This is a genomic window from Roseomonas acroporae (genome assembly GCF_023223525.1).
GTDB classification, from domain to species: domain Bacteria; phylum Pseudomonadota; class Alphaproteobacteria; order Acetobacterales; family Acetobacteraceae; genus Roseomonas_E; species Roseomonas_E acroporae.
Genome location: NZ_JALPRX010000049.1, coordinates 1 through 11799, shown reverse-complemented (window position 1 = coordinate 11799; position 11799 = coordinate 1). Strand labels below are relative to the sequence as shown.

Annotated in this window: 10 protein-coding genes and 1 pseudogene; 4 read left to right on the top strand and 7 right to left on the bottom strand. The window is 68.6% G+C overall.

The genetic code is table 11. The features are described 5' to 3' along the window. Positions 1-35: 35 nt before the first annotated feature. Positions 36-326, bottom strand: coding sequence for an usg protein (locus tag M0638_RS11820; protein WP_248667194.1), 291 nt, complete (start codon positions 324-326; stop codon positions 36-38). Positions 327-645: 319 nt separating this feature from the next. On the opposite strand from M0638_RS11820, the gene groES reads away from it, so the two are divergent. From groES to M0638_RS11805, 3 genes are all read left to right on the top strand, one after another. Next, complete coding sequence (gene groES, locus M0638_RS11815; protein WP_248667193.1) at positions 646-942, top strand: co-chaperone GroES; 297 nt, start codon at positions 646-648, stop codon at positions 940-942. Between the two features lie 53 nt (positions 943-995). After that, positions 996-2639 carry a chaperonin GroEL gene (gene groL / locus M0638_RS11810; RefSeq protein WP_248667192.1) on the top strand — a complete coding sequence of 548 codons (1644 nt, stop codon included), beginning with the start codon at positions 996-998 and terminating at the stop codon, positions 2637-2639. Between the two features lie 282 nt (positions 2640-2921). After that, positions 2922-3125, top strand: a complete 204-nt coding sequence (locus M0638_RS11805; RefSeq protein ID WP_248667191.1) for a cold-shock protein — start codon at positions 2922-2924, stop codon at positions 3123-3125. A gap of 259 nt (positions 3126-3384) precedes the next feature. Here M0638_RS11805 and M0638_RS11800 read toward each other — a convergent pair whose 3' ends face one another. The 6 genes from M0638_RS11800 to M0638_RS11775 all read right to left on the bottom strand — a co-directional run bounded on the left by M0638_RS11800 (position 3385) and on the right by M0638_RS11775 (position 10543). Continuing rightward, the gene (locus tag M0638_RS11800) at positions 3385-3750 is read right to left on the bottom strand and encodes a hypothetical protein (protein WP_248667190.1); all 366 of its coding nucleotides are present in this window, start codon (positions 3748-3750) and stop codon (positions 3385-3387) included. A 106-nt stretch (positions 3751-3856) separates the two neighbouring features. After that, positions 3857-5866 (bottom strand): potassium transporter Kup, encoded by a 2010-nt coding sequence (locus M0638_RS11795; protein WP_408903433.1) that lies wholly within the window; start codon positions 5864-5866, stop codon positions 3857-3859. A 132-nt stretch (positions 5867-5998) separates the two neighbouring features. Continuing rightward, complete coding sequence (locus tag M0638_RS11790; RefSeq protein WP_282571968.1) at positions 5999-6793, bottom strand: amino acid ABC transporter ATP-binding protein; 795 nt, start codon at positions 6791-6793, stop codon at positions 5999-6001. Between the two features lie 85 nt (positions 6794-6878). Further along, positions 6879-8063 (bottom strand): amino acid ABC transporter permease, encoded by a 1185-nt coding sequence (locus M0638_RS11785; protein WP_248667189.1) that lies wholly within the window; start codon positions 8061-8063, stop codon positions 6879-6881. A 4-nt stretch (positions 8064-8067) separates the two neighbouring features. Further along, positions 8068-9276 (bottom strand): amino acid ABC transporter permease, encoded by a 1209-nt coding sequence (locus M0638_RS11780; RefSeq protein WP_248667188.1) that lies wholly within the window; start codon positions 9274-9276, stop codon positions 8068-8070. Between the two features lie 202 nt (positions 9277-9478). Further along, the gene (locus M0638_RS11775; RefSeq protein WP_282571971.1) at positions 9479-10543 is read right to left on the bottom strand and encodes an amino acid ABC transporter substrate-binding protein; all 1065 of its coding nucleotides are present in this window, start codon (positions 10541-10543) and stop codon (positions 9479-9481) included. 825 nt (positions 10544-11368) lie between these two features. Between M0638_RS11775 and M0638_RS11770 the strand changes: the two are divergent. Continuing rightward, positions 11369-11799 (top strand): annotated as a pseudogene (locus M0638_RS11770) (hypothetical protein); the annotation flags it as partial.

Sequence of the window (11799 nt, the reverse complement as noted above, 5' to 3'; positions counted from 1 at the left end):
GCGCCCCGTCCGCTGCCGCCGGACCAGTGCCCGGATCAGTGCAGGGTGAAGACGCCGTTGGCGTAGCGCAGTTCCGCCGGGCGGGTCAGCGCGGCCGAGGCGACGCGCACGGAGTGCAACTGCCCCTCGATCTCGCGGCGCCAGAAGTCGAGGAAGCGCTCCAGCGCCGGGAAGCGCGGGGCGAGGTCGTGCTTCTGCCACACGAAGCTCTGCAGCACGGCCGGGTGGTCCGGCAGGCGATAGAGGATCTCGGCGGTGGTCAGGCGCCAGTCGGGCAGCACGCTTCCCTGGCGGGTGATGGCTTCGAGGTCCTTGAGCACGCGCATCCTCTCGTCTCGGTTGCTGTCGCGGTGACTGTCGATCCTTCCCGGGACGGCCCGTTCGACCGGGGCCGTGCATCGCAGCATGACACGGGAATTTTCCGGCTTTCCAGAATAATTATTGGTTATCAGGGCTTTAGCACTCAGCAGCAAAGAGTGCTGCCGAACGCTTGACGTCGGCGCGAGCAACCCCTAGATCGCTGGCACTCCTCCGGTGGGAGTGCTAACAGGGTCGCCGCGCGGCCCGTTGCGCGCCGGCCGGAGCGGGATCGCAGGCGTCGCCACCAGGTGGCGCCGGAACCGAGAAACGTGTCAGGAGCGCCTCATGGGTTTCCGTCCCCTGCATGACCGCGTGGTCGTCCGCCGCATCACCGCGGAAGAGAAGAGCGCCGGCGGCATCATCATCCCCGACACCGCCAAGGAGAAGCCGCAGGAAGGCGAGATCGTCTCCGTCGGCCCCGGCGCGCGCAACGAGCAGGGCCAGCTGGTCGCGCTCGACGTGAAGGCGGGCGACCGCGTGCTGTTCGGCAAGTGGTCGGGCACCGAGGTCAAGATCGGCGGCGAGGAGCTGCTGATCATGAAGGAATCCGACATCATGGGCATCGTCGACAAGGCCGCCTGAGGCGCCCGATCCGAGCCCGTCGCTGAACGAACCGATCAGAAGGGAATACGAACATGGCTGCGAAGGACGTCAAGTTCGGCGCCAATGCGCGCGACCGCATGCTGCGCGGCGTGGACATCCTGGCCGACGCCGTGAAGGTGACGCTGGGCCCGAAGGGCCGCAACGTCGTCATCGACAAGAGCTTCGGCGCGCCGCGGATCACCAAGGACGGCGTGACCGTCGCCAAGGAGATCGAGCTGGCCGACAAGTTCGAGAACATGGGCGCGCAGATGGTGCGCGAGGTGGCCTCGAAGACCAACGACCTGGCCGGTGACGGCACCACCACCGCGACCGTGCTGGCCCAGGCCATCGTGCGCGAGGGCGCGAAGGCCGTCGCCGCCGGCCTCAACCCGATGGACCTCAAGCGCGGCATCGACAAGGCCGTCGCCGTCGTCATCGACGAGCTGAAGGCCCAGACCAAGAAGATCTCCACCTCCGCCGAGGTCGCGCAGGTCGGCTCGCTCTCCGCCAACGGCGAGACCGAGATCGGCGAGATGATCGCGCAGGCCATGGAGAAGGTCGGCAACGAGGGCGTCATCACGGTCGAGGAGGCCAAGGGCATCCAGACCGAGCTCGACGTCGTCGAGGGCATGCAGTTCGACCGCGGCTACGTCTCCCCGTACTTCATCACCAACGCGGAGAAGATGGTCGCCGAGCTCGACAACCCCTACATCCTGATCCACGAGAAGAAGCTCAGCCAGCTCCAGCCGATGCTGCCGCTGCTGGAGGCCGTGGTGCAGTCCGGCCGCCCGCTGCTGATCGTGGCCGAGGACGTCGAGGGCGAGGCGCTGGCCACCCTGGTCGTCAACAAGCTGCGCGGCGGGCTGAAGATCGCCGCCGTGAAGGCCCCGGGCTTCGGCGACCGCCGCAAGGCGATGCTCGAGGACATCGCCATCCTGACCGGCGGTGAGGTGATCTCCGAGGATCTCGGCATCAAGCTCGAGAGCGTGACCCTCGCCCAGCTCGGCCGCGCCAAGAACGTGCGGATCGAGAAGGAGAACACCACGATCGTCGACGGCGCCGGCTCCAAGGACGCCATCCAGGGCCGCGTCGAGCAGATCAAGGCGCAGATCGAGGAGACCACCTCGGACTACGACCGCGAGAAGCTGCAGGAGCGCCTGGCGAAGCTGGCGGGCGGCGTGGCCGTGATCCGCGTCGGCGGCTCCACCGAGGTCGAGGTGAAGGAGCGCAAGGACCGCGTCGACGACGCGCTGCACGCGACCCGCGCCGCGGTCGAGGAAGGCATCGTCCCGGGCGGCGGCGTGGCGCTGCTGCGCGCCTCGCAGAAGCTCGGCGACATCAAGACCGACAACAACGACCAGCATGTCGGCGTCGACATCGTCCGCCGCGCGATCCAGGTGCCGCTGCGCCAGATCGCCGAGAACGCGGGCCAGGACGGCGCCGTGGTCGCGGGCGACGTGCTGCGCAACGACAGCTACACCTTCGGCTACGACGCGCAGACCGGCGAGTACAAGGACCTGATCGCGGCCGGCATCGTCGACCCGACCAAGGTCGTGCGCACCGCGCTGCAGGACGCCGCCTCGGTCGCGGCCCTGCTCATCACCACCGAGGCGATGGTGGCCGAGCGTCCGGAGAAGAAGGCGGCCCCGGCCGGCGGCCCGGGCGGCATGGGCGGCATGGGCGACATGGACTTCTGATCCCGGCAGGGGCGGGGTCCTTCCCCGCCCCGTACCGGCATCCGATATCCGCCGGGGGGCGGCCCGCAAGGGCCGCCCCTTTCGCGTGCGGCGGGACCCGGCCGTGCGGCGCATTGCCGTCGTTGACTTCCGCCCCGGCTTCTGCGCCATAGTTGGCCCAGACCGCCTTGCGCTCGCCTTGCCGTGCCTCCGGATTCCCGGGTGCCTTCAAGCCGTCCCAGGATCCGGTTGCCCGGCGCGGGCGATCTCCGCCCGCCATAAGAGAGAAGGAATGCGGGTCGTATGGCGATCGGCACCGTTAAGTGGTTCAATGCGACCAAGGGTTTCGGCTTCATCGTGCCGCAGGACGGCGGCAAGGACGTGTTCGTCCACATCACCGCGGTCCAGAAGGCCGGCCTGCCGGGCCTGAACGATGGCCAGAAGGTCAGCTACGACGTTGCGATGGAGCGCGGCAAGGCGGCCGCCACCAACCTCCGCGCGCTCTGACCTGACGCGACTGGCCGGCCAGCCTTCGCGCTGGCCGGCTTCCGGGCACCCCCGGGAGCCCCGATACGGCCATCCCACGCCCGGCGCCCTCGCGTGCCGGAGCAGCTCGCGCCGGCTCAACCGGACCTGACGGCTTCCAGACAAGAGCGGGCGGTCCGCCCGACGGGATCGGAGGCGCCGGAACGCGGCGCCCGGCCTGGCGCGGCCCGCCGCCGAAGGCCCGAGGCCGGAACCCACGGCGCCGTCACGGCGCCCCGCCTCATGTCACGCTGACGATCCGATAGCCGTAATCCTCGCCATCGGCCTCGCGTATCCCGACATACTCGCCCGGCCGCATCGGGCCGGAGGGTTGCAGCACGTCCTGCAACGGCACGTCCGGCGCCTGCGCGGCACCGCCGAAGAAGCGCAGCGACCAGCCGTATTCCGGGTCGTACTGCACGTCGCCGTGCCGCTCGGGCTCGGCGGGCCAGATGCGGCGCGCGGGCCACGGGTTGGGGTCGGCTTGCCAGGCGGCCGGGTCGATATGTCCCTGCGGGTCGAGCGTCACGCTCATCTCGTAGCGGTGGCCGGGGCTTCCCTCCGGCAGGCCAGGCCCCCAGGCCATCACCAGCGTCACCGTGGCCATCGCCTGGGCCGCCTCCCATCCTTGATCCGCAACATCGGAACGCCATGCCTCCCTGCCGGGTTCGGTGCGCCACGGCACCGATCGCCCCGCCCCGGATCGCCTCCCCTCAGATCGCGACGCGCACGCCGAGTTCCACCACCCGGTCCGAGGGGATGCGGAAGAATTCGGTGGCCGAGACGGCGTTGCGCGAGAGCAGGCCGAACAGCCATTGCCGCCAGTGCGACATCTTGGGCACCACGGCCTGCACCAGCGTCTCGCGGCCGAGGAAGTAGCTCACCTGCATCGGGTCGAAGTCCAGCCCCGCCACCGCCTCCAGGTCGCGCGGGATGTTGGGGCTCTCCTGGAAGCCGTAGCGCAGGCGGACACGGTGGATGTTCGGCGCCAGCTCCGACATCTCGTAGCGGCGGCGCACCTGCGGCACGTCCTCGTTGGTGACGGTGACGAAGATGACGCGCTCGTGCAGCACCTTGTTGTGCTTGAGGTTGTGCAGCAGCGCGCCGGGCACGTAGTCGGGCTGGCCGGTCATGAACACGGCGATGCCGGGGACGCGGATGGTGCGGCTCTGCGGCAGGCGGGCCAGGAAGGACTTCAGCGGCAGGCTGTCCTGCCGGAAGCGGGCGAAGAGCAGTTCCCGCCCGCGCTGCCAGGTGCTCATCAGCAGGAACAGCCCGGTGCCGAGCAGCAGCGGGATCCAGCCGCCCTCCGGCACCTTCAGCACGTTGGAGACGAAGAAGCAGAGGTCCATCACGAAGAGCGGGCTGAACACGCCGAGCACCAGCGGCAGCGACCAGCCGTAGAGGCGGCGGAACGCCACCATCGCCAGCAGGGTGGTGCAGATGAAGGTGCCGGTGACGGCGAGGCCGTAGGCGGCCGCCAGGCTGTCCGAGGTCTTGAAGGCGAGCACCAGCACCACGACGCCCGCGAGCAGGGCGGCGTTGATCTGGGGCATGTAGATCTGCCCCTCCGCCGTCTCCGAGGTGTGGTGCACGATCAGGCGCGGCAGGAAGCCGAGCTGCACGCATTGCCGGCCGATCGAGAAGGCGCCGGTGATCATCGCCTGGCTGGCGATGATGGTGGCGGCCGTCGCCAGGATCACCAGCGGCAGGCGAAGCCAGGGCGGGGCCAGGAGGAAGAACGGGTTCTCCAGCGTGGACGGGTCGGCGACCATCATCGCGCCCTGGCCGAGGTAGTTCAGCGCCAGCGAGGGCAGCACGAACCAGTTCCACATCCGCACGATGGGCCGGCGGCCGAAATGGCCCATGTCGGCGTAGAGCGCCTCCGCCCCCGTCACCGCCAGCACCACCGAGCCCAGGGCGATGAAGGCGGCGAGCTGGTAGTGGGCGCAGAAGGTGATGGCGTAGGTGGGCGAGAGGGCGACCAGCACGCCCGGCTCGCGGATCACCTCGACCAGGCCGAGGAGGCCGAGCAGGGCGAACCACAGCGTCATCACCGGGCCGAACACCGCGCCGACGCTGCCCGTGCCGCGGTACTGCACGACGAACAGGGCGATGATGGCGCCGAGCGAGATCGGCACCACCGAGCCCTCGAAGACGGGCGAGATGACCTTGAGCCCCTCCACCGCCGAGAGCACGGAGATGGCGGGGGTGATGACGCCGTCGCCGAAGAACAGGCAGGCGCCCGCCATGCCGAGCACGGTGACGAACCAGCGCCGGCGTGGATCGCGCAGCGAGCGCTGCGCCAGCGCCATCAGCGAGAGGATCCCGCCCTCCCCGCGGTTGTCGGCGCGGGTGACGAGCAGCACGTACTTCACGGTGACGACCAGGATGAGCGACCAGAGGATCAGCGAGAGGACGCCGAGCACCTCCCAGCGCTCGACCCCGTCCGCCGAGAAGTGCAGCAGGGCGGTGCGGAAGGCGTAGAGCGGGCTGGTGCCGATGTCGCCGTACACCACGCCGAGCACGCCGAGCAGAAGGGCGTAGCCGCCGGGATGGTGGCCGCCCCCGCCCTGCGGCTCCTCGGCGGCCGCCGGTTCGGATGCGGGGGCGGCCGGCGGCTCGGGCGGGGCGGCCTCCGGATGATCGCCCCCCTGCCGGGCGATCCGCGGCGGGCCGGCCGCGGCCGGGTCCTGGGATGGCGTCGCTTCTTGGGAGGTCACGCGGGGCGCTCCAGGGGGTAGTGCGCGCCGAGATAAGGGCGGCTTCCGATCCGATGCAAGGGCGGCCCGGGCCGCCCAGCCGGGGCTATCCGCCCCGCGACGCTCCCCCTGCCCGCGCGGTGACGGCCGGACTCAATGGCCCCTCAGGATCTGGCTGAGGAAGGTCTTCAGCCGCTCGGTGCGCGGGTTCTCGAACAGCGAATCGGGCGGCCCCTGCTCCACCACCTCGCCGCGGTCCATGAACACCACCCGGTCCGCCACCTGCCGGGCGAAGCCCATCTCGTGGGTGACGCAGATCATGGTCATGCCGGTCTCGGCCAGCCCGACCATGGTGTCGAGCACCTCCTTGATCATCTCGGGGTCGAGGGCCGAGGTCGGCTCGTCGAACAGCATGATCTTGGGCTTCATGCAGAGCGCGCGGGCGATCGCCACGCGCTGCTGCTGCCCGCCGGAGAGCTGGCCGGGGTACTTGCCCGCCTGCTCGGGGATCTTGACCCGGCGGAGATAGTCCATGGCCAGCGCCTCGGCCTCGGCCTTGGGCATCTTGCGCACCCAGATCGGCGCCAGGGTGCAGTTCTCCAGGATGGTCAGGTGCGGGAACAGGTTGAAGCTCTGGAACACCATGCCGACCTCGCGGCGGATGGCGTCCAGCGAGCGCAGGTCGTCGGACAGCTCGATGCCGTCGACGACGATGCGCCCCTCCTGGTGCGTCTCCAGCCGGTTGATGCAGCGGATGGTGGTGGACTTGCCCGAGCCGGAGGGGCCGCAGACCACCACGCGCTCGCCCTGCGCGATCTCGAGCGAGACGTCGCGCAGCACGTGCATGGTGCCGTACCACTTGTTGACCTTGTCCAGGATGATCGCCGGCGGCGCGTCCTTGCGCGCGGCGGAGGCGACGCCGTGGCCGGCCTCGATCGTGTCGCTCATGCGGTTCTCCACCGGATCGCGTGTTGCGGGATGGCAGCAGGCCGTGCCGCGACAGCCTGCCGGGCGCTCGCCACCGTCGCCTCCCTCATCGGCGGCGGTGGCGGTTCAGCTCCGCCTCCAGGTTCTGGCTGTACTTGGACATGGCGAAGCAGAACAGGAAGTAGATCAGGCCGCAGAAGATGTAGACCTCGATGCCGAAGCCCTGCCAGGCCGGCTCCACGATCGCCGTCTTGCCCGCGGTGAGCAGGTCGAAGATGCCGATGATGAGGACGAGGCTGGTGTCCTTGAAGAAGCCGATGAAGGTGTTGACCAGCGGCGGGATGACGAGGCGCAGCGCCTGGGGGAGGATGATGAAGCCGGTCTTCTGCCAGTAGGAGAGACCGAGCGCGTCGGCCGCCTCGTACTGGCCCTTCGAGAGCGCCTGCAGCCCGCCGCGCACCACCTCGGCGAGGTAGGCGCCGGCGAAGAGGATGATGGCGACCTGGGCACGCAGCAGCTTGTCCACGTTCACCCCGTCCGGCAGGAACAGGGGGAACATCACGCTCGCCATGAACAGCAGCGAGATCAGCGGCACGCCGCGGATCAGCTCCACGTAGAGCACGCAGAGCACCTTGATCGCCGGCAGCTCGGAGCGCCGCCCGAGCGCCACCAGCACGGCCAGCGGGAAGGCGAAGGCGAGGCCGAAGGTGGCCAGGATCAGCGTGATGACGAGGCCGCCCCAGCGCTCCTGCGGCACGTAGGAGAGGCCGAGGATGCCGCCCCACATCAGCACGCCGATCGCGACCAGCGTCACCGCCCAGACCAGCACCAGCTCCTTGCGCCAGAAGCGGCGCATGGCGGAGACGACGTAGAGGCCGATGAAGAGCAGGATGCACAGGGCCGGGCGCCAGTGCTCCTCGTAGGGGTAGGTGCCGAACAGGATGAAGCGGTGCTTCTCCGTGATCACCGCCCAGCAGGCGCCGGTGCCGTTCAGGGCGCGGCAGGCCTGGGTCTGCGCGCCGGCCTCCGTCACCGGCACCGACCAGACGGCGTTGACGAAGGCCCAGCTGACGGAGCCGATCAGCCCGCGGACGATCAGGTAGGCCAGCGCCAGAGTCAGCGCCGTGTTCAGCCAGGAGGAGAACAGGTTGGCGCGCAGCCAGCCGATCAGCCCCGTCGAGGTGACCGGCGCCCGGCGCGGCGGCGCGCCCTGCTCCACCCCGCCCGGCACCGCCTCGGGCGAGTGGCCCGCCGCGGTGCCGAGGACGACGCGCTCCGTCATGTCGCTCATGGCCTCACCGCTCCACCAGCGCGATACGCTTGTTGTACCAGTTCATGAACAGGCTGATCGACAGGCTGATGGTGAGATAGACGCCCATGATGATGGCGACGCCCTCGATCGCCTGCCCGGTCTGGTTCAGCGTGGTGTTGGCGATCGAGACGATGTCCTGGTAGCCGATCGCGACGGCCAGCGAGGAGTTCTTGGTCAGGTTCAGGTACTGGCTGGTCATCGGCGGGATGATGACGCGCAGCGCCTGCGGCAGCACGATCCGCCGCAGCACCTGGCCGGGCCGCAGCCCCAGCGCCTGCGCCGCCTCCCACTGGCCGAGCTGCACCGCCATGATGCCGGAACGCACGATCTCGGCGATGAAGGCGGCCGTGTAGAGCACGAGGCCGAGCAGCAGCGCGAAGTACTCGGGCGAGAGGGTGAGGCCGCCCTGGATGTTGAAGCCGCGCAGCGCCGGCCAGTCCACCGTCCAGGGCGCGCCGAGCGCCGCCCAGACGGCGACGGGCAGGACCACCAGGAAGCCGAGCGCCGCCGGCCAGACCGGGCGGGGCCGGCCGTCGGCCATCTGCTTCGCCAGCGCGCTGCGGCGGTAGAAGTAGGTGGCGACGAGGCCGATCAGGAAGGCGGCCAACGCCCAGCCATGCGCGGGCTCCCACACCAGCCCCGGCAGCTTCAGGCCGCGGTTGGAAAGATAGACCCCCTCCGCCGGATGCAGCGCCTGGCGCGGCCCCGGCAGCCCCTGCAGCATGGCGTACCAGAACAGGAGCTGCAGCAGCAGCGGCAGGTCGCGCAGAACCTCGACGTAGACGGCCGAGAGCTTCGCCAGCAGCCAGTTCTTCGACAGCCGCGCGACGCCGATCAGCGTGCCGAGGATGGTCGCCAGCACGATGCCGACGATGGCGACGCGCAGCGTGTTCAGCACGCCGACGAGAAGGGCGCGGAAGTAGGTGTCGGTGGGCGAGTAGTCGATCAGGTGCTCGCCGATCGGCAGCCCGGCCTCGCGCCACAGGAAGCCGAAGCCGGTGGCGATGCGGCGCACCTCCAGGTTGTGGCGGGTGTTGCTGACCAGCCACCAGATGCCGAGCACGACCAGCGCGACGATGACGACCTGCCAGACGATGCCGCGCAGCGCGGGGTCCGACCAGGACAGCCGCATGCGCTTCTTCGGCACGGCCCGCGCGGCGGCGAGGCGCGGATCGGCGGTGGCTCCTGACATCCATCTGCCTCCTCTGATCGGCGGCGCCGGCAGCATGCGCCCCGCACCGACGTAATGGCTTCAGAAAGACCCCGGTTCCGCGCCGGGGACACCGCGCGGGGCGCGGGACGGAGGCGATCGTCCGCCAGCGGACGTTTCGCGGCGCCGGGGCCGGGTGCCGGCCGGGCCACACGCGCGTGGCCCGGCGCCTAGCCGGCGGCGGCTAGCGCAGCGGCGGCGCGTATTGCAGTCCGCCCTTGGTCCAGAGCGCGTTCGGATTGCCCTCGCGGCGCAGGCCGAGGGGGGCGAGGTTGCGCTGGAACACCTCGCCGTAATTGCCGACCTGCTGGACGATCTTCACCACCCAGGCATTGTCCACGCCCAGCATCTTGCCGAGGTCGCCGTTCTTGCCGAGCAGGCGCTGCACGTCCGGGCGGGGGTCGTTCAGCATCTGGGTCACGTTCTGGCTGGTGATGCCGAACTCCTCGGCGGTGAGCATGGCGAAGTGGGTCCAGCGCACGAGGTCGGCGAAGCGGGCATCGCCCTGGCGGACGGCGGGCGCCAGCGGCTCCTTCGAGATCAGTTCGGGCAGGATCACGTAGTCGTTCGGATTGGACTGGGCGGAGCGCGTCGCGGCGAGGCCGGAGCTGTCCGTGGTGTAGGCGTCGCAGCGGCCGGCGATGAAGGCGCCGACCAGCTCCTCCAGCCGCTCGATCACCACGGGGGTGAACTGGATGTTGCTGGCGCGCGCCCAGTCGGTGAGGTTCTGCTCGGTGGTGGTGCCCGGCTGCACGCAGATGGTGGCGCCGCCGAGCTCGCGCGCGGAATTCACGCCCGCGCTCTTCTTCACCATGAAGCCCTGGCCGTCGAAGAAGGTGATGGCGCCGAAGTCGAGGCCGAGGCTGGTGTCGCGCGAGAGGGTCCAGGTGGTGTTGCGAGAGAGGATGTCCACCTCGCCCGACTGCAGGGCGGTGAAGCGGCTCTGCGCGGTCAGCGGCACGTAGCGGACCTTGCTGGCGTCGCCGAAGATGGCGGCGGCGATGGCGCGGCAGAAATCCACGTCGAAACCGGTCCAGCGCCCCTGCGCGTCGGGGGCGGAGAATCCGGCGAGGCCGCTGTTGACGCCGCAGATGAGCTGCCCGCGCGCGCGGATCGCGTCGATGGTCGGCGACGAGCCCGAGGCCGGTGCCTGTGCCCATGCCGGCCCCGCCGTGACGAGCGTGCCGGGGAGGATCGCCGCGGCCAGCGCCAGGCAGCCCAGCGTCGCGCCGCCGATGGCCGAGGTCAGCACGGCGCCCACCCTGCGGGGACGGACGTGTCGTTCCGGCCGCCTCGGCGCGAGCAACTTCAGGTCAGGCCGCAGACGCATTCCCAGCTCCCGATAGCAATTAGGTCGTGCGGCGGGGACACCCACCGTTCCGGAGACGGATGCTGCGACATCGGCAGCAGCCGTTCAACGCGTGAATTCCGCCCTGGCCGCTCTCGCTGGCGCACTCATGACGACCGGTGCCGCCGCACCGGGCAATCTGCCGGTGTCGCGAGCAGACATGAGTGGAAAGTGAGCGGGGGGGCATTCACAACCCAAGGTTGATTATTCATGCAGGCAATCATTCAATCCGGATAAACAGCGACCAGCTCGCCATGCCCGAGCATGCAATCAGCACGCATCCGTTGTGGAAAGAAGAACCCAACTAGCAAAATTATAGATTACTGGCTCTATCCTACAGAACAGAACAGAATACGTTGAAGGAATTCGGATGGCTTGCAAAATATGGAAATATTCGCAGAAAGACAGAACAAGATCTGACAATAAAGCCAATTTTAAGAATTATTTCCTGCGCTTTCCGTCCCGAAATGCAACAACAAAACGTTAGAAAAGAAAATTTCCATTGAATTCCTTGGCGATGAACATCTCCCATGCGCCATCCGGGACAGACCGACCGCTCGCATACAATTTTCTATTAAGCCACGATTTTAGCACAACCAAAGGAATACTTATGCCTATTCTATGCAATTAATAGTTGTTTATCAGAAGGAATTATCATCTGAGACACTAGAATTTTCCGTGTATACAACCTTAAGATGAAATCCTTATCCTTCGGGACAACCAGACATGCCGACCTTCGCCGCTACCTTTACCTACAGGGTCAACGTCAAGGGCGTGACGCTGCCGCTCAGCGGAGATCCGACGAGCTGGCCGAGTGCCGTCGGCAACACCGTCACCGGCACCAGCGGCAACGACCAGATCTGGACCCCCGGCAGCGGCGCCACGCTGACCGGCGGCGCGGGCGACGACACCTACTACGTCACCGGCGGCGAGACGGTGGTCGAGGCGGCGAACGGCGGCATCGACACCGTCTACACCTACGCCCGCTTCAACATCATGCCCGAGAACGTGGAGAACATGGCGCTCTCGCCGTGGAGCGCCTACGTGAAGGGCAACGCCCTGAACAACCTGATCGCGGGCAACGACGGCAACCAGGTGATCAACGGCGGCATCGGCAACGACGTGCTGACCGGCGGCGCGGGCTCCGACACCTTCAT